14 protein-coding genes and 1 pseudogene are annotated in these 16982 nt (G+C 73.4%); 3 read left to right on the forward strand and 12 right to left on the reverse strand.

Features of this window, described 5'->3' with window-relative positions; translation table 11 throughout:
- Position 1: 1 nt before the first annotated feature.
- The 3 genes from ACYSMR_RS08430 to gndA all read right to left on the reverse strand — a co-directional run bounded on the left by ACYSMR_RS08430 (position 2) and on the right by gndA (position 4198).
- Entirely contained in the window at positions 2-1108 is a 1107-nt protein-coding gene (locus ACYSMR_RS08430) for an NAD(P)-dependent alcohol dehydrogenase (RefSeq protein WP_309125875.1), read from the reverse strand.
- Between the two features lie 14 nt (positions 1109-1122).
- A complete protein-coding gene (locus ACYSMR_RS08435) occupies positions 1123-2400 on the reverse strand; it encodes an MFS transporter (RefSeq protein ID WP_309125874.1) in 1278 nt (425 codons plus the stop codon).
- A 340-nt stretch (positions 2401-2740) separates the two neighbouring features.
- A complete protein-coding gene (gene gndA, locus ACYSMR_RS08440) occupies positions 2741-4198 on the reverse strand; it encodes an NADP-dependent phosphogluconate dehydrogenase (RefSeq protein WP_461747925.1) in 1458 nt (485 codons plus the stop codon).
- Positions 4199-4403: 205 nt separating this feature from the next.
- Between gndA and ACYSMR_RS08445 the strand changes: the two genes are divergently transcribed.
- Both ACYSMR_RS08445 and ACYSMR_RS08450 read left to right on the forward strand, forming a co-directional pair.
- On the forward strand, positions 4404-5219 hold the full coding sequence (locus ACYSMR_RS08445; protein ID WP_461747926.1) for an alpha/beta hydrolase family protein: 816 nt from the start codon (positions 4404-4406) through the stop codon (positions 5217-5219).
- 237 nt (positions 5220-5456) lie between these two features.
- Complete coding sequence (locus ACYSMR_RS08450; RefSeq protein ID WP_251332845.1) at positions 5457-5891, forward strand: hypothetical protein; 435 nt, start codon at positions 5457-5459, stop codon at positions 5889-5891.
- Here the strand turns inward: ACYSMR_RS08450 and ACYSMR_RS08455 are convergent.
- Together ACYSMR_RS08455 and ACYSMR_RS08460 are read right to left on the reverse strand one after the other, a co-directional pair.
- A pseudogene (locus tag ACYSMR_RS08455) lies at positions 5888-6875 on the reverse strand (IS481 family transposase). The gene ACYSMR_RS08450 and the pseudogene ACYSMR_RS08455 overlap by 4 nt on opposite strands.
- 172 nt (positions 6876-7047) lie before the next feature.
- Positions 7048-7545, reverse strand: a complete 498-nt coding sequence (locus tag ACYSMR_RS08460; protein WP_461747927.1) for an Lrp/AsnC family transcriptional regulator — start codon at positions 7543-7545, stop codon at positions 7048-7050.
- 121 nt (positions 7546-7666) lie between these two features.
- Between ACYSMR_RS08460 and ald the strand changes: the two genes are divergently transcribed.
- Positions 7667-8785, forward strand: coding sequence for an alanine dehydrogenase (ald, locus tag ACYSMR_RS08465; protein WP_461747928.1), 1119 nt, complete (start codon positions 7667-7669; stop codon positions 8783-8785).
- Positions 8786-8804: 19 nt separating this feature from the next.
- Here ald and ACYSMR_RS08470 read toward each other — a convergent pair whose 3' ends face one another.
- The 7 genes from ACYSMR_RS08470 to ACYSMR_RS08500 form a co-directional block, all read right to left on the reverse strand.
- On the reverse strand, positions 8805-9758 hold the full coding sequence (locus ACYSMR_RS08470) for a LysR family transcriptional regulator (RefSeq protein WP_251332848.1): 954 nt from the start codon (positions 9756-9758) through the stop codon (positions 8805-8807).
- A 40-nt stretch (positions 9759-9798) separates the two neighbouring features.
- Positions 9799-10683, reverse strand: coding sequence for a PaaX family transcriptional regulator (locus ACYSMR_RS08475; RefSeq protein WP_461747929.1), 885 nt, complete (start codon positions 10681-10683; stop codon positions 9799-9801).
- Positions 10680-11921, reverse strand: coding sequence for a kynureninase (locus tag ACYSMR_RS08480; protein WP_251332850.1), 1242 nt, complete (start codon positions 11919-11921; stop codon positions 10680-10682). The genes ACYSMR_RS08475 and ACYSMR_RS08480 overlap by 4 nt, the downstream gene beginning before the upstream one ends.
- Before the next feature lie 52 nt (positions 11922-11973).
- A complete protein-coding gene (gene kynA / locus ACYSMR_RS08485; protein WP_461747930.1) occupies positions 11974-12843 on the reverse strand; it encodes a tryptophan 2,3-dioxygenase in 870 nt (289 codons plus the stop codon).
- Positions 12844-13122: 279 nt separating this feature from the next.
- The gene (locus ACYSMR_RS08490) at positions 13123-14439 is read right to left on the reverse strand and encodes an MFS transporter (RefSeq protein ID WP_461747931.1); all 1317 of its coding nucleotides are present in this window, start codon (positions 14437-14439) and stop codon (positions 13123-13125) included.
- 51 nt (positions 14440-14490) lie between these two features.
- Positions 14491-15921, reverse strand: a complete 1431-nt coding sequence (locus tag ACYSMR_RS08495; RefSeq protein ID WP_461747932.1) for a M20 family metallopeptidase — start codon at positions 15919-15921, stop codon at positions 14491-14493.
- Between the two features lie 125 nt (positions 15922-16046).
- Entirely contained in the window at positions 16047-16910 is an 864-nt protein-coding gene (locus tag ACYSMR_RS08500) for a serine hydrolase (RefSeq protein ID WP_461747933.1), read from the reverse strand.
- Positions 16911-16982: the final 72 nt, after the last annotated feature.

Below are 16982 nucleotides of genomic sequence, written 5' to 3' on the forward strand. Positions count from 1 at the left end.
GTCAGGCGCCCGCCACGCGGATCTGGATCTTCGTGTCGGTGGACCGGCCCTCGGCACCGCGCTCGAACGCGGCGACGGCCTCCTCGAGGGGATAGGTCGCGCTGATCAGGGCCTTGAGGTCCACGGCCGGGGAGGCCGCCAGCTCGATGGCCCGCTGGTAGGAGTTGGCGTAGCGGAAGACGGTCTCGATCCGCAGCTCCCGGGCCTGGGCCGCGGCGATGTCCAGGGGCACCGGGTCCACCGGGATCCCCACCAGCACGACCGTCCCGCCCGGGGCGGGGACCTCCCACAGGGAGCCGAAGACCCGCGGGCTGCCGCTGGCCTCGAACACCACGTCGGCGCCCCAGCCGCCGGTGGCCTCGCGGACCACCTCGCCGAGGTCCTGCCGGGTGGCGTCGACCGGGTGGATCGTCGGATAGGCCTCGACCTGGGCGAACTTCTCCGGGGCCACGTCCGAGATGTACACGCGGGACGCGCCGCTCGCCGCGGCCGCGACGGCCGTGAGCACGCCGATCGTGCCGGCGCCCACGACGGCGACGACGTCGCCGGGCGCGATCCGGGCCTTCGTCGCCGCGTGCACCGCCACCGCGAAGGGCTCGATCAGCGCGCCCTCCTCCAGGGAGAGCTGCTCGGGCAGCCTGTAGGTGAAGTCGGCGGGGTGGAGGATCTCCGGCTGCAGGCAGCCGTGCACCGGGGGCGTGGCCCAGAACTGCACGTCGGGGTCCACGTTGTACATGCCGAGGCGGGAGGCGCGGGAGCGGGGGTTCGGGATGCCCGGCTCCATGCAGACCCGGTCGCCCACGGCCAGGTGCGTGACCCCCTCGCCGACCTCGAGCACCGTGCCCGAGGCCTCGTGGCCGAGGACCATCGGTGCTTCGACGACGTAGGGGCCGATCCTCCCGTGCGTGAAGTAGTGGACGTCGCTGCCGCAGATGCCGACGGTGTGCACGCCGATGCGCACCTCGCCGGGGCCCACGGGGCGCAGCCCGGGGACGGGCCGGACCCGGATCTCGTGCTGGCGTTCGAGGACGACGGCGTCCATGGTGCTCTCCTGCGGGGTCGGGACGGTGGTGGGGCTGGTGGGGTTCGTGAGCGTCGTGGGGTTCATGGTCTCAGGTCCTTTCAGGCGGCGGCGAGGCGTTCGCGGCGCGGGAGCATCCGGCCGTTCTCGGCCGTGATGCCGGGCTGGGGCGGGTGGATGAAGAAGGTGGTCACGGTGCCCAGGACCATCAGGCCGGCGAAGACCCAGCACACGCCCACCGGGCCGAGGACCGGCAGCAGCAGGGTGGCGATGCCGGGGCCCATGAACGTGGTGAGCCCGGAGGCGAGGTTGTGGGCCGAGATCGCGGCGCCGCGGTGCTCGGGGGCCAGGGCCGGGAAGATCGCGCCCATGGGCACGAAGGCGGTCACCGAGAGGGCGAAGACCACGGCGGGGACGACCATCATCGGGAAGCTGGGACCGAACCAGACGGGGAAGTAGGCGAAGGCCAGGGCCGCGAGGGCCATGCCGCCGAAGCCGAACCAGCGCATCTGGCGCATCCAGCCGTAGCGGTCGCCGAGCCGGCCCCAGACGATGTTCGCGCCGATGGTGATGGTGTTCATGATCGCCCAGAGGGTCATCCACTCGGGCAGGGAGAACCACGCCTGGCCGCCGATCTCGCCGGTGGTCAGGTAGAGCGGCATCATCATCGGGAAGGCGTAGAGCGTGAGGTTGCACAGGACCCGGATGACCACGGAGAGCGCGATCTGCCGGTTCTCCACCAGGATGGTCACGCCGCGCAGCAGCTCGCGGGTGCGCTCCTCGCCGTGGAGCTTCTGGGAGAGGTCCACCTCCCTGGGCGCCCCCGGGACGAGGAAGGCGCACATCACCGTGCCCGCCGCGACGAACAGCAGCGAGGCCCACAGGGTGGCGTACTCGCCGATGCGCGGGACCAGGAGGCTGGGCACGTAGGCGCCCATGACGCCGATGCCCAGGGAGAAGGAGGCCCAGAACCACCCCATGGCCGAGGCCAGGCGACCGGGGTGGACCGACTGGGCGATCAGCACCACGAAGGAGTACATGAACAGCGGGTAGGCGACCCCGCGCAGGCTGTAGATGAGGATGGTGCCGACGACGCTCTGCAGCCCCACGGTGAGGAACAGGACGTGCAGGACCATCCACAGCACGCCGCCGAGCACCATCAGGCGCTTGGCGCCGACGACCTCGGCCAGCACGCCGGTGGTCCAGGCGGAGAACGCGACCACCAGTCCGTAGACGGTGAAGACGAGGCCGGCCTGGGTGGGCGAGAAGCCGTTCTCGACGAGGAAACGGGACAGGAACGTGAGCTCAAAACCATCACCGGTCATGAAGACGGCGAGGGCGAGATAGCCGAAGAGCAGGCGGCGCGGCATGCCGAACATGCGGAGGCACTCCTTCGTGGACACCGGGTGGAGAGGCACCTGACGAGCGGAAAGATGTTCCGGTGGTGCCCGGTGCCCTCAAATCTACGAAGGTGTGACCCATGACACTAGCCGGGAAATCCCCGGCGAACTGATACTTCTGTGCACCATCCCCGCCCCTGCCCGGGTGCCGCCCACCGGTCGTGGACCGTGCCGCCGGCCGATCGGGTGCTTGCGGCGCCTGGCCGTCGTGCCCGCCCGGCCCGCTCAGGCCGGAGCGGATCGAGGAGAGCCCGCCCCGTGTGCGGGGCGGGCTCTCCTGCGGCGCCGGGATGTGGGGGCAGGCCCGGGTCGGGTGGGGTCAGGAGACGACTTCGGTGCGGTCCCCGGACCACAGGGTGTGGAACACGCCCTCGGCCTGGTCCACGCGCCGGTAGGTGTGGGCCCCGAAGTAGTCGCGCAGCCCCTGGGTCAGCGCGGCGTTGAGCCGCGGCCGGCGCAGGGAGTCGTAGTAGGCCAGGGTCGAGGAGAACACCGGGGCCGGGATCCCCCGCTCCACCGCCCGGGCCACCACCCGCCGCCACGCCGGCAGGGCCTCTTCGATCGCGGTGACGAACTGCGGGGCGAACAACAGGTTCGCCGGCGCCTGCTCCCCGGCGTAGGCGGCCATGATGACCTCCAGCAGCTGCGCCCGGATGATGCACCCCTCCCGCCACAGCGACGCGATCGCCCCCAGGTCCAGGTCCCACCCGTAGGCCTCCCCGGCCATGGTGAGCATGTCCAGGCCCTGGGCGTAGGAGACCAGCTTGGAGGCGTAGAGGGCCTTGCGCACGTCCTCCACGAACCCGGGGTCACCCACCACGTCCTCGGTGGTCCCCCCGATCCCGGCCGGCAGCACCTGCTGGGCCTGCCGGCGCATCGCCGGCTCGGCCGAGGACAGCGCCCGGGCGAAGACCGACTCGGCGATCGCGGTCACCGGGGAGCCCAGCTCCAGGGCCTCCTGCACCGTCCAGCGCCCGGTGCCCTTCTGCCCGGCCGCGTCCACGATCACATCGACCAGCGGGCCCTGCGTGCGGGCGTCGACCTGGGCCAGCACGTGGGCGGTGATCTCGATCAGGTAGGAGGCCAGCTCCGTGGTGTTCCACCGGGCGAAGACCTCCGCCTGGGCCCCCGGCTCCAGCCCGGCCACCGCCCGCAGCAGCTCGTGGGCCTCCCCGATGACCTGCATGTCGGCGTACTCGATGCCGTTGTGCACCATCTTCACGAAGTGCCCGGCCCCGTCGGGGCCGATCCACGCGCAGCACGGGGCGCCGTCGACGGCCTTGGCCGCGATGTCCTCCAGCAGCGGCCCCAGCGCGTCGTAGGACTTGGCCGGGCCCCCGGGCATGATCGAGGGCCCGTTCAGGGCGCCCTCCTCCCCGCCGGAGACCCCGACACCGACGAAGTCGATGCCCTGGGCGGCCAGCTCCCGCTCGCGGCGGCGGGTGTCCTGGAAGTAGGAGTTGCCGCCGTCGATGATGATGTCGCCCTCCGCCAGCAGCGGCACCAGCGCCTCGATCACCGCGTCCACCGCCGCCCCGGCCTGGACCATCACCAGGATCCGGCGCGGGGACTCCAGGGCGTCGACGAGCTCGGCGAGGGTCTCGGTGCGGATGAAGGACCCCTCCGACCCGTGGGCGGCCAGGAGGGCGTCGGTCTTGCCGACGGAACGGTTGTGCAGGGCCACGGTGTAGCCGTGCCGGGCGAAGTTGCGGGCCAGGTTCGCCCCCATCACCGCAAGGCCGGTGACACCGATCTGAGCTTTCTGTTCAACAGGCATGCCCCCAGCCTATCGAGCCCCCCGGCGGGCAGGCCCGAGCAGCGGGCCGCTGCTGCCACGGCCCGTCGCCGGCCGCGAGCCCCTCGTCCGTGACGGGGGACGGCACGGGAGGGTCCGCGCCGGGGGGAGACCTCGCCCCTAGAGTGGGGTGGGGCGGAAGCCGGCGCCCCCTGCCCGCCACCGCGATCCCGGAGGGAGTCCCACGATGACCCAGGCCCCGTCCGGCCGGAGACGGCCGCCGGTGGAGCAGCACTCCTACGGCCCCCACCCCGACCAGTGGGGCCGGCTGCACCTGCCGGACCGCGGCGGGCGCTCCTCCCGGGGCACCGTGGTGGTCGTCCACGGCGGCTACTGGCGGGACAAGTACACCGCAGAGCTGGGCGTGCCGGTGGCCGAGGACCTCGTGGAGCACGGGTTCGCGGTGTGGAACCTCGAGTACCGCCGCGCCGGCACCGACGGGGCGACCGGCGCCGGCGGGTGGCCCCGGACCTTCGAGGACGTCGCCGCCGGCATCGACCACCTCGCCGCGATCGCCGGCCGCTGCGGCCTCGACCTGGACCGGGTCGTGGCGCTGGGGCACTCGGCCGGCGGGCACCTGGCGGTGTGGGCGGCCGGACGGCACACGCTGCCCCCGGACGCCCCCGGAGCCCGGCCGGCGGTGACCCTGGCGGGTGTGGTGAGCCAGGCCGGCGTGCTGGACCTCGCCACGGCCGAGCGGCTGGGCCTCAGCGAGCAGGCCGCCCGGAACCTGATGGGCGGCACGTCCGCGCAGCTGGAGCGGCCCTTCGCCCTGGCCGACCCGGCGCGCGCGCTGCCGATCGGGACCGCCGTGCACGCCGTGCACAGCCGCACCGACGACGCCGTGCCCTTCGCCCTGTCGGCGGACTACGTGACCGCGGCCCGCGCGGCCGGCGATCCCGCCGAGCTCCACGAGGTGGGCGGGGACCACTTCGCGGTGATCGACCCGGACCAGGAGGCCTACCGGACCTGCCGGGACCTGCTGGAGCGCCTGCTCCCCTGAGATCCGGCGGCGCTCTCGGGACCGGTGCCGATTTGTTGTAGGAAACAATTCCGCCAACGGTTCCACCGCCCGGCCGATCGGGGAATGCTGAAGGGGTCAGACCGTTCTTCCCGCTGCACGCCCGGAACCGTTGCCGGTGCCTCCAGTAGACCCCCTTCCTCCTGCTCGTACCGTCCGCGCTCCACGCCGCCCCGGCGGAGGAACCGGTCCTCCTACGACCGGTGAAGGAGGCCCCCGATGGGCTCGGAAGCACAGCTCCCCCGGCTCCTGCGGCAGGACAGCATCCAGGAGCGGCGCCAGGACCACGACGCGTCGTCGGCACCGGGCACGAGCCGCTCCGCGTCCCGCCTCGCGGGCACGGACTGCGCGACCGTCCGGCGCGCCTGGGACCTCCACCCCGGTGACTGCTTCCACGGCCGCGTCATCGTGGCCGTCCGAGGCGTGGTGGGGCTCGGCTCCAACCCGGTCTCGGTCCTCTTCTTCGCCGGCGAAGGCCCGGAGCACCCGGCCCAGACCCGCATCGGCGCGGCCCACCCGGAGGTCGAGGCCGGCTGCGACGAGGTGTGGCGCGCCGCCCGCGCCTGGGTCCGGGCGCACGGGCTCCACGAGGGTCAGCCCGTGGACCTGGACCGGCTCCGCGCCGAGGTCCTGGACGCCGTCGGCCGCAGCTAGCTGTACTGACCGGACAGGTTGGTCAAGCGGGTGATGGGTGGTTTGTTTCCGCAGGCGGTGTGGGGGCGGTGGTGGTTGTACTCGTGGAGCCATCCTGCCAGGGCTTGTCGACGCTCTGCCTCGCTGGTGTAGCAGCGGGCATAGCCCCACCCGTCGGCCAGGGTGCGGTGGAACCGCTCGATCTTGCCATTGGTCTGCGGCCGGCGCGGCCGGGTGCGGATGTGCCGGATCTTCAGCTCGGCGCAGGTCTCGCGCCACCGGTGCGAGACGTAGGCCGAGCCGTTGTCCGATAGCACCCGCCGGGTGGTGATCCCGCGATCGGCGAACCAGGCCACGGCCCGGGCCAGCACGGCGGTAGCGGTCGCGGCGGTCTCGTCGTCGTGGACCTCGGCGTAGGCCACTGAAGGAGTGGTCGTCGATGACGGTGTGCACGAACGCGTGCCCCATCTTCGGGTGGTGGTACCGGTTCTTCGGCTTGTCCGGGGTGGCGACCCGATTCTTCTTGCCCTGGGCGCGGCCCACGAAGCGCCAACCACCGCCGTCGGGAATGTTGCCGAGCTTCTTGACGTCCACGTGCAGCAGCGCCCCCGGGGTGACGTGCTCGTAGCGGCGCACGGGCTCGCCGGTGGCTCGGTCGACATGGGTCAGCCGGTGCAGCCCGCACCGGGTGAGCACCCGGTGCGCGGTCGAGGGAGCGACCCCGGTCGCGGCCGCCAGCTGGACCGGGCCGATCCGCTTGCGCAACCGCAGCGAGACGATTCGCCGCGTGAGCGCGACCGGGGTCTTCCGGGGCATGGACCGGGGCCGGCTGGAGCGGTCGGTCATCGGTTCCCCGGCGGCGTACCGGGCCGCCCAGCGCTTGACGGTCGGCCAGGAGCACTGGAACCGGGCGGCGACCTCGGCGATCGGAACGCCTTGATCGATGACGAGCTGGGCGACCTGCAACCGGTGACGCGGGGTCAGCGCGGCGTTAGCGTGGGACACGAGGGCCTCCTGTGCGTGAACGGATACCTAGGCAGTTCCACTCCACCGCAGGAGGCTCTCCCCGCGCCACTGATCAGATCAACGGATCACAACTACTCAACCAACGTCCCCGGTCAGTACAGCTAGCGGCCGCCCGCCCCCTCCGGGGAGCGGGGACCGCGGGCCCCGCCGGTCAGAGGTCGTCGGAGCCCTGGACGTGCTCGAACACCAGGCTGGTCTGGGTCGCGGCCACCGCCGGGTTCGAGGAGAGGTGCTCGAGGACGAACTGTCGGATGTGGTCCGTGTCCCGCGCCGTGACGTGGATGAGGAAGTCGTCCGCGCCCGCCAGGAAGAAGAACTGGGAGACCTCCGGGACCTTCTTCAGCCCCTCCCCGAAGGCGGCCATCAGGTGCCGGGCGCCCGCCCGCATCCGCACGCTGATCAGCGCCTCGATGTTCTGCCCGAGCGCCCGCGGGTCCACCTCGACCGTGAAGCGGCGGATCACCCCGGAGCGCTGCAGCCCCTTCATCCGGGCCAGGCAGGTGGAGGGCGCCACCCCGAGCGCCTCGCTGAGGGCCTGGTTGGTCATCCGGGAGTTCTGGCGCAGGAGTCCCAGCAGCCGCCGGTCCAGCTCGTCGAGCTCGGGAACCGGCCGCAGATCCTGCGACGGAGGGCGCGTGGGGTAGGTCACTGTGCGTTCCATTCTGCGAGTTCGGCGGCACTTGCCGAAGGATCTGCGGCGACCGTCACAAAGACCGTGCGGAAATCTACCGTTGACGCATCCAGTCTACGATTTCTGCGGAAGGCCTCCGATGATCATCTCCGTTCCCCGTGAAGTGAAGAACAACGAGCACCGGGTCGCGATCACCGCCTCCGGCGTCCACGAGCTGGTCGCCCACGGGCACCAGGTACTCGTCGAGGCCGGCGCCGGGACCGGCTCGGGCATCCCCGACCTCGAGTTCGCCACCGCCGGCGCGCAGCTCGTGGCCGACGCCGACGAGCTGTGGGCCCGGGCCGACATGGTGCTGAAGGTCAAGGAGCCGGTGGCCGAGGAGTACCACCGCTTCCGCGAGGGCCTCGTCCTCTTCACCTACCTGCACCTGGCCGCCGAGCCCGAGCTGACCCGGGCCCTGCTGGAGTCCGGGGTCACCGCCATCGCCTACGAGACGGTCCAGACCGCCGACCGGCGCCTGCCGCTGCTGGCCCCCATGAGCGAGGTCGCCGGGCGCCTGGCCGTCCAGGCCGGAGCCTCCGCCCTCACCGCCCCCGCCGGCGGCAAGGGCGTCCTGCTGGGCGGGGTGCCCGGGGTGCGCCCCGCCAAGGTCACCGTGCTCGGGGCCGGGGTGGCCGGCACCAACGCCGCGGCGATGGCCGTGGGCCTGGGCGCGGACGTGAGCATCCTGGACATCAACGTCGACCGGCTCCGTCAGCTCGACGACCGCTGGGCCGGGCGCCTGAGGACCATCGCCTCCAACGCCTACGAGGTCGAGCGGGCGGTGACCGAGGCGGACCTCGTCGTCGGCTCCGTCCTGGTCCCCGGGGCCAGGGCCCCGAAGCTGGTGACCAACGCGATGGTCGCGGCGATGAAGCCCGGCAGCGTGCTCGTGGACATCGCCGTGGACCAGGGCGGGTGCTTCGCCGACTCCCGCCCCACCACCCACGAGGACCCCGTCTTCGGCGTGCACGAGACCCTGTTCTACTGCGTGGCCAACATGCCGGGCGCGGTGCCGTCCACCTCCACCTACGCCCTGACCAACGTCACCCTGCGCTACGCCGTGGCCCTCGCCGACAGGGGCGTCGCCGCTGCCCTGGAGGCCGACCCCGCCCTGGCCGCCGGCCTGAACACCGCCGCGGGCCGGGTCACCCACCGCTCGGTCGGGGAGGCCCACGGCCTGGAGTTCACCGAGCGCCCGGAGCTGCTCCCCGCGTGAGCGGGCGCCGGCCGCGGGGTCAGGCCGGCGGCAGCTGCCGGGTGAGGGAGCTGGCCTTCTCGGGCACGTAGTCCGGGTCCAGCTCCACGATGAGCAGGCGCAGGAAGTCGAGCAGCAGCGGCGCCTGGGGCCGCCCGACCGGGGTCTGCAGCTGGGCGCTGCGCTGGCCGAAGACGTAGTGGTCGACCCGGACGTGGACCAGGCCGTCGTCGGGGCGGGGGCGGGCGCCCAGCTCGCTGATGAAGCCGACGCCCTCCCCCGAGCGGGCGAACTCGTAGATCGGCGCGACCCTGCTGCACTCGAGGACCGCATGCAGGGTCAGGCCCTCGCCGCGGGCCGCCGAGTCGAGCAGCTGGCGCTGGCTGGTCTCGCGCATCGCCAGGGCCAGCGGGTGGTGGGCGAGCTCGCCCAGCGTCACCGTCTCCCGGCCCGCCAGGGGGTGGCCGGTGCTGACCACCGCGAACAGCGGCCACGTGGAGGTGTGCTCGACGCGCACCCCGTCCGTGTGGCCCAGGGAGTAGGTCGCGGCGATGTCCACGGCGCCCTCCACCACCATCCGGGTGGCCTCGTCGGCGCTCACCACGTGGAGCTTGAAGGACGCCTGGGGGTGGACCCGGCGCAGCCTGGCCATGGCCGCCGGCACGAGCCGGTGGGCGAAGCCCTCGGTGGCCGCCACGACGATCTGCTGGGAGCGCGGCGAGGCGCCCGAGCCGAGGGAGGCCAGCAGGGCGCCGGTCTCGATCTCGGCCCGCCGGGTGTAGGCCAGCAGGCCCTCGCCGGCCTCGGTGAGGGCCATGCCGCGGGCGTGCCGGGTGAACAGCGGCACCCCGAAGGCGGCCTCGAGCTTGGCGATCTGCCGGCTGATGGCCGACGGCGCCACGCGCAGCGCGCCGGCGGCCTCGGTGACGGAGCCCGTCCGGGCCACCTCCGCGAAGTACTGCAGGTGCGTGGGCAGCAGCTGGACCACGGTCATCGCCTCCTCCGCCCGGGCCTCCAGTATGGCCCGGGACCGCTCAGGACCGGGACGGGCCCTCCGCCGGACCTGCCGGGGAGAGCTCCGGGGAGAGCCCCGCGGCGAGCACGCCCCGCACGAACGCCGCGGCGGGCCCGGCGTGGGTGTCGCGGATCCGCAGGAACAGCTGGACGCCCTCGGCGCCGGGCCAGTCCGCCGGCAGGCACTCGGGGGGCAGCCCCGGGTCCAGGTAGGGGATCACCCGCCAGTGGTCGATGCACCGGACGTAGTCCGCGAAGGTCCCGGCGGTGGGCGCCGGGGCCGTGGCCGGCACGGCCGAGCACTTCTCGAGGAAGCCGCGGTGCAGCGCGGCCAGGTGCTCGAGGTCCCACCACTGGGCGATCGCCCCCGGCAGGTCCGCCGCCGCGGGCAGGCCCCGGGTGGTGAACAACACCGCCCGGTCCGCGAGCCCCAGCTCCGCGAGGATGTCCTGGACCTCGTCCCGGAGGAAGTCCGGGCAGATCCACACCCCGGGCGAGACGGTGCCGCAGCCGACCCAGCGCAGCCGCCGGCGCAGCTGGTGGCGGCGCTCCCGCTCCTCCTCCGGGACGGAGAACACGATCACGCACCAGTCGTCCCCCGGGCCCATGCTGCGCGGCTCGTCGATCCGGCGGTCCCCGCGCTCCAGCATGGGCCGGGCGCCGTCGGCGAGCGCGAAGCCGGGCAGGCCGTCGCGGGCCGCGGCCACGAGGACGCCGCGCTGCTTGACCCGGCTCAGCGCGGTGCGGGCCTGGGGCGCGGGCGCCCCGAGCGCCGCCATGAGCTCCAGCAGCGCCCGGGCGGGCATCCAGCCCCCGGCGTCGCGCAGGTAGAGGCCCACGACGGTGCGCAGCAGGGACACGGTGCTCCCGGGGCGGGAGACCATGTCGTCGAGGACCGTGGTCACTGCACCTCGAGCAGGGCGTCCCGCACGGCCTCCATGCCCGCCTGCAGCTCGGCGAAGGAGGTGCTCAGCGGGGACAGCCCGATCCGCAGCCCGTGCGGGGGGCGGAAGTCGGGGATGACGCCGCGCTCCCACAGGGCGGCGGTCACCTCGCGGAAGCGCGGGTGGTTCACGGTGATGTGCGAGCCGCGCTCGGCGGGGTCCCGGGGGCTGGCCAGCTCGGCGCCGAGCGGGGCGAGCAGCTCGTCCGCGAGCACGACGGCGCGCTCGGTGAGCAGCACCGACTTCTCCCGGACCGCGTCCATGCCGGCCTCGGCGATGAGCTCCACCATGTGCTTGAGCGGCTGCATGGCCAGGATCGGCGGGGTGCCGGTGAGGAAGCGGCGCACGTCCCCGGCGGGCCGGTAGTCCGGGGACATGCCGAAGGGCTGGTGGGCGCCCATCCAGCCCCAGATGGGCTGCTGGAGCTGCTGCTGGAGCCCGGCGCGGACGTAGCCGAACGCCGGGGCGCCGGGGCCGCCGTTGAGGTACTTGTAGGTGCAGCCCACGGCGAGGTCCACGCCCCACGCGTCGAGCTCCACGGGCACGGACCCGGCGGAGTGGCACAGGTCCCACAGCACCAGGGCCCCGGCGTCGTGGACGAGGGCGGTGATCGCGGGGGCGTCGGCGAGGAAGCCGGAGCGGTAGGCCACGTGGCTGAGCAGGACCACGGCGGTGCGGGGACCGACGACGGCGGCGACGTCGTCGGGGCGCACCCCGGTGGCCGGGTCGGCCTGGATCCACCGGATGCGGGCGCCGCGCTCGGCGGCGATGCCCTCGACGAGGAAGCGGTCCGTGGGGAAGTTGTCGCGGTCGACGACGATCTCGTCGCGGCCCGGCCGGCCGTCGAGGGCGGCGCGCAGCAGCTTGTAGAGCATCACCGAGGTGGAGTCCGCGACGAGGGTCTGGCCGGGCCCGGCGCCCAGGACCACCGCGCCGAGCCGGTCGCCCAGGGCCGTGGGCTCGTCCATCCAGCGCTCGTCCCAGCTGCGGATCAGCCGCTCGCCCCACTCGGTGCCGATGAACTCGGCGAGCCGGGCGGGGGTCTCCGCGAGCGGGCGACCGAGGGAGTTGCCGTCGAGGTAGGCGACGACGTGCTCGCCGGCGGGGTCGAGGAAGCGGTCGCGGAAGCCGGCGAGCGGGTCGGCGGCGTCGAGCTGCGCGGCGGACGCGGTGGCCGGGGAGGCCGGGGTGGAGGTCATGGGCGGGCCTTCGGTCGGGGCCGGCGCGGGGCCGGCGGGCGAGCGGGGAGGGTCAGTTGCCGATCTCGGTGCGCACGGCGTAGAGCTCGGGGAAGAAGGTGAGGTCCAGGGCACGCTTGAGGAAGTCGACGCCGGAGGAGCCGCCGGTGCCGGTCTTGAAGCCGATGGTCCGCTGGACGGTGCGCAGGTGACGGAAGCGCCAGGCCTGGAAGTTGTCCTCGAGGTCCACCAGGTCCTCGCAGGCCTCGTAGTAGCCCCAGGGGGTGTCCTCGGACTCGTAGATCTCCCGGAACACGGGCACGAGGTCGGCGCGGAAGGTCCACGGCTGGGTGACGTCGCGCTCGAGCACGTCCTGCGGCACGGCGTAGCCCTCCCGGGCCAGGGCCCGCAGGAACACGTCGTAGACGGTGGGCTCCTCGAGCAGGGTGGCGAGCAGCTCGTGCGCCTCGGGCTCGCTGGAGAACACCTCGAGCATGCGGCGGTGCTTGTTGCCGAGGATGAACTCCACCGCGCGGTACTGGTAGGACTGGAAGCCCGAGGAGCTGCCCAGGGCGCCGCGGAACTGGGCGTACTCGCGGGGGGTCAGGGTGCCCAGCACGGACCACTGCTCGGTGAGGGTGCGCTGGATCGCCTTGACGCGGGCCAGGCCCTTGAGCGCCTTGCCGAGGTCCCCGGCGTCGATCAGCCGGCGGGACTCCCGCAGCTCGTGCAGCACGAGCTTGAGCCACAGCTCGGTGGTCTGGTGCTGGATGATGAACAGCATCTCGTCGTGGTGCTCGGGCCGGCTCACGGGGTGCTGGGCCCCGAGCACGCGGTCCAGGTCCAGGTAGCGGCCGTAGGACATGGCGTCCCGGAAGTCCGTCCGCACGGAGTCTTCGATCTGTCGTACGCCGCCGGAGACGGGGCCCTCGTGCTGTGTCATGCCCCCCACCATATCAATTCCGTGACGCCCGTAAAGGTTGTGATGTGGGCTACTCGGTGCCCGGGGCAGCGGCCCGGGCGGTGGTTCGTCACCAGCACGGTGTTGGGCACCACGGCCCCGGCGCGCAGAGCAGCACGCCGGCCGGCGGCACGACCGTGAGGGCGAGGAGGACCACGGCGGCGTCCTCGAATCAGGTGCGGCGGAGGACGGACGGCGGCCGCGCCGGGTCCCGGAGCGCTCCGGGGCCCGGCACGGCCGCCTCGTCGGGGCGGGTTCCGCTCAGCGGATCCCCCGCACGCGCACGGCGGCCAGCAGCGCGCTGATGCTGATGATCGAGACCACGAGCAGGTAGTAGCCCGGGGCCACCTGCTGGCCGGTGAGGGTGATCAGCGCGGCGGCGATCGTGGGGGTGAACCCGCCGAAGACGGCCGTGGCGGTGTTGTAGCTGAAGGCCAGCCCGGTGGCCCGGGAGCGCACGGGGAAGACGTCGGCCATCACCGAGGGCAGGGCGGCGAAGTACAGGGCCTTGAGCGTGCCGAGCACGATCATCACGCCCACCAGGGTCCCGAACGCGGGCCGGGCGATCAGCCAGGCGAACAGGGGGACCACCGAGACGCCGATCAGCAGCGCCGAGGGCAGCATGATGCGCAGCCGCCCGACCCGGTCGGACAGCGCCCCGACCACGGGGGTGAGGAAGGTGAGGATCACCCCGGTGATCATCAGCGCCGTGAAGGACAGCGACGGGTTCAGGCCCAGCTGCTTGATGCTGAAGGTCGGCAGGTACTGCAGGATGAAGTTCAGGGCGGTCGAGACGACGAGCACGCCGGCGGCGATGAGGATCCCGCCCCACTGGTGGCGGAACAGGTTGCGGACGGGCTGCAGCTCCGCCTTCTGCGCGGCGGCGTCGTCGGCGCTCATGGCCGGGGACTCGTCGACGTAGCGGCGGATGACGTAGCCGACCGGCCCGACGAGCAGGCCGAAGACGAACGGGACGCGCCAGCCCCAGCCCACCATGTCCTCCTCGGAGAGCACCGCGGTCAGCCCGGCGGCGAAGGAGGCGGAGAGCAGGGTGGCCAGGCCCTGGCTGGCGAACTGGAAGCTGCCCAGGAACCCGCGCCGGGTCCCCTGCTCCCCGTCCTGCTCCACGAGGAAGGACGTCGCGGCGCCGAACTCGCCGCCGGCGGCGAAGCCCTGGATCAGCCGGGCCAGGATGATGCCGATGGGGGCGAGGATGCCGATGGTGTCGTAGTCGGGCATGAAGGCCAGCAGGGCCGTGCCCAGCACCATGAGGCGGATGGTCCACACCAGGGCCGCCTTGCGCCCGTGCTTGTCGGCGTAGGACCCGAGGACCAGCCCGCCCAGGGGGCGGATGAGGTAGGAGACGCCGAAGACGGCGAAGGTCTGGATCAGCTCGACCCCGGGGTCGTCGGCGGGGAAGAAGTTCTGCCCGATGTAGACCGCGAACAGGGCGTAGATGGCGATGTCGAACCATTCGAGGGCGTTGCCGATCGTGGCCGCGGCCACGGCCCGGACGCGGCGCCGGCCGGAGAGGCCGGGCGGCGGGGAGGATGCGGCGCGAGGGGCGGTGGTGGTCATGTGCGTCTCCGTGGTGGTGGGTCGGGAAGGGCCGCCGGACGGCGGGGCGGGCTAGGAGGCGGGCCGCGGTGCGGGCCGGCCCGCGGGGTCGCCGAGGTCGTCGAAGAGGCCGAGGGCCATGGCGAAGCCCTCGCGGGCGAGGGGCTCGAGCAGGTGCTCGTCGGGGGCGTGCTGGTTGCAGCCCGGGTAGGAGTGCGGCATCCACACGGTCGGCAGGCCCAGCACGTCGGTGAAGACGTGGTTGGGCAGGGAGCCGCCGATGTTGGGCAGCACCGCCAGCCGGTCCCCGACCCGCCGGCGCACCGAGTCCGCGGCCCACTGCACCCACGGGTGGTCGGGATCGGTGCGCGACGCCGGGAAGGCGGTCCCCGCGCGGACCCGGACCATGGGATAGCCGTGGGCGTCGAGGTGGGCCTGGACCCGCCCGGGAAGGCCCTCGAGGTCGGTGCCCACCACGAACCGCAGCTGCAGCACGGCCCGGGCCCGGCCCGGGATGGCGTTCATGGGGGCGTCCGCGTCGCCGGCGTCGAGGGCGAGGACCTCCAGGGTGTTCCAGCCGAAGACGCGCTCGGCCGCCGCGAGCCCCGGGTCCCCCCAGTCCCGGTCCACGGCGGGGCCGCCGGCGCGGGCCTCGACGTCGACCGTCGCCAGCGCCGCGCGCACGGACGCCGGGAGCTCCGCGGGCAGCAGGGCCTCGCAGGTGATCCGGCCGTGGCCTTCCACGAGGGTGCCGATCGCGGCGGCGACGGTGGTGGCCGCGTTGCGCAGCAGCCCGCCCCAGTTGCCCGAGTGGTGCTGGCCGGCGCGCAGGTCGGCCTCGAGGGTGAGGTTCACCCCGCCGCGGGCGCCGAGGAACAGGGTGGGCACGTCCGCGTCCAGGCGGGGGCCGTCGGAGCCGACGAAGACGTCGGCCCGCAGCTCCTCCCGGTGGGCCGCCGCGAACTCGGCCAGGCCCGGGGAGCCGACCTCCTCGCCCGTCTCGATCAGCACGGTCAGGTTGAAGCCCAGACGGCCCTTGTGCTGGACGAGCATCCGCAGGGCCGCGAGGTTGATCAGGTGCTGGCCCTTGTTGTCGGCCGCGCCGCGGCCGTACCAGCGCTCGCCCTCGGCGCGCAGCGCCCACGGGTCCCGGCCCTCGCCCCAGTGGCCGGCCTGGCCCGCCACGACGTCGGCGTGGCCGTACATCAGCACCGTGGGGACGTCCTCGCCCTCGGTGCGGCGGGCCACGAGGAAGGGGGCGGAGGGGCACACCTCGTTCTCGAGCACGCGCCAGGTGCAGCCGATCTCCTCGAGGAGCGGGCCCATCCTGTCCTTCAGGTATGCCCTGCACGCAACGCTCGCGTCCTCCCCGGCGCTCTCCGTGCGGGCGGCCACGAGGTCGGCCAGCTCGGCGAAGAACGCCCCCGAGGCGAAGTACCTCTCCTGTGTTTCCGCCAGGTGACGGGGCTCGAGGGCGACATCGTGTGCGGCGGGTCTCATCATGGAGTCGAGGGTAGACGGGCGGAATGTGCGGGAACCAGTCTCGTTTTCGGACGCCAGCGTTGCCGGAATGCGAAACCCTTCCGGGCGGAGCGGCGGCCAGTGCCGGACCGTCCCGCCCGGCGGGCTCAGGCGGCGTGCACGTAGTCGTCCAGCGCCCGTCCCATGCGCTGGAACCAGGGCTTCGAGTCGTCGTAGCCGGACCAGCCGTCCGTCAGCACCGCCACGACGTGCTCCCGCCCGTCCTGCCGCACCATCCCGGCGTCGTGGGAGACCTGCTCCAGCAGGCCCGTCTTGTGCGCGAACTCCACGTCCGCGGACAGTCCCGTGGACAGCGCGTAGGTGAGCTCCTGCGCGGTGAGGAACCCCAGGAGCAGATCGCCCGACGGGCCCGAGAGCAGCTCGCCCGTGCGCAGGCGCTGGAGGAGGTCCGCGACGTCGTCGGGCGTGGTGGTCATGTGCACGATGCCGCCCGCCGCGTCGGGGTCGTAGGTGGTGGACTCGAAGCCGCTCGCCCGGGCGAAGGCCTCGACCTCCTTCCAGCCCAGCCACCGCCCGAGGGCGGCCCCGGAGACGTTGTCGGACCAGGTGATCGTCCGCCGCACGGCGTCCTCCACCGTGAAGCTCGTGCCGGGCACGGTGTCCGACAGGGCGATCAGGCCCCGGTCCACCCGGTCGAGGACCGCGTGGGCCACGAAGAGCTTGTAGAGGCTTGCGCTCGTGAAGGAGCGGTCCGCGTTGTGGGTCAGCACGGGCGCGCCGTCCGGGCCGAGGAGCACGAAGCCCAGCTCCCCCGGCACCTGGGCCGCCAGGGCCTGCAGCTGGGTCTCGAGGCGGACGGCGGCAGGGCCGGGAGCCTCGGCCGCGGCGGCGGGCGCGAGCGCACCGGCGACCCCTCCGCCCGCGGCGAGCGCCAGGGCGACCGACACGGCCGCGAGGCGCCGGCCCCGCGGGCGGCGGCGGTGGGTGGACGGCCGAGAGCTGCGCTGCATGGTGCCTCCGTTTCCCCCGGGCACGACGACCGGCCGCTGCCGGCACGGTGTCTCCGTGATCAGCTCGACGGT

Source organism: Kocuria sp. U4B, assembly GCF_054875615.1.

Excerpts from the sequence above, each read along its gene's own strand:
- ACYSMR_RS08430 (WP_309125875.1), bottom strand. The coding sequence starts at position 1,108 with ATGAACCCCACGACGCTCACGAACCCCACCAGCCCCACCACCGTCCCG.
- ACYSMR_RS08435 (WP_309125874.1), bottom strand. The coding sequence starts at position 2,400 with ATGTTCGGCATGCCGCGCCGCCTGCTCTTCGGCTATCTCGCCCTCGCC.
- gndA (WP_461747925.1), bottom strand. The coding sequence starts at position 4,198 with ATGCCTGTTGAACAGAAAGCTCAGATCGGTGTCACCGGCCTTGCGGTG.
- ACYSMR_RS08445 (WP_461747926.1), top strand. The coding sequence starts at position 4,404 with ATGACCCAGGCCCCGTCCGGCCGGAGACGGCCGCCGGTGGAGCAGCAC.
- ACYSMR_RS08450 (WP_251332845.1), top strand. The coding sequence starts at position 5,457 with ATGGGCTCGGAAGCACAGCTCCCCCGGCTCCTGCGGCAGGACAGCATC.
- ald (WP_461747928.1), top strand. The coding sequence starts at position 7,667 with ATGATCATCTCCGTTCCCCGTGAAGTGAAGAACAACGAGCACCGGGTC.
- ACYSMR_RS08470 (WP_251332848.1), bottom strand. The coding sequence starts at position 9,758 with ATGACCGTGGTCCAGCTGCTGCCCACGCACCTGCAGTACTTCGCGGAG.
- ACYSMR_RS08480 (WP_251332850.1), bottom strand. The coding sequence starts at position 11,921 with ATGACCTCCACCCCGGCCTCCCCGGCCACCGCGTCCGCCGCGCAGCTC.
- kynA (WP_461747930.1), bottom strand. The coding sequence starts at position 12,843 with ATGACACAGCACGAGGGCCCCGTCTCCGGCGGCGTACGACAGATCGAA.
- ACYSMR_RS08490 (WP_461747931.1), bottom strand. The coding sequence starts at position 14,439 with ATGACCACCACCGCCCCTCGCGCCGCATCCTCCCCGCCGCCCGGCCTC.
- ACYSMR_RS08495 (WP_461747932.1), bottom strand. The coding sequence starts at position 15,921 with ATGATGAGACCCGCCGCACACGATGTCGCCCTCGAGCCCCGTCACCTG.
- ACYSMR_RS08500 (WP_461747933.1), bottom strand. The coding sequence starts at position 16,910 with ATGCAGCGCAGCTCTCGGCCGTCCACCCACCGCCGCCGCCCGCGGGGC.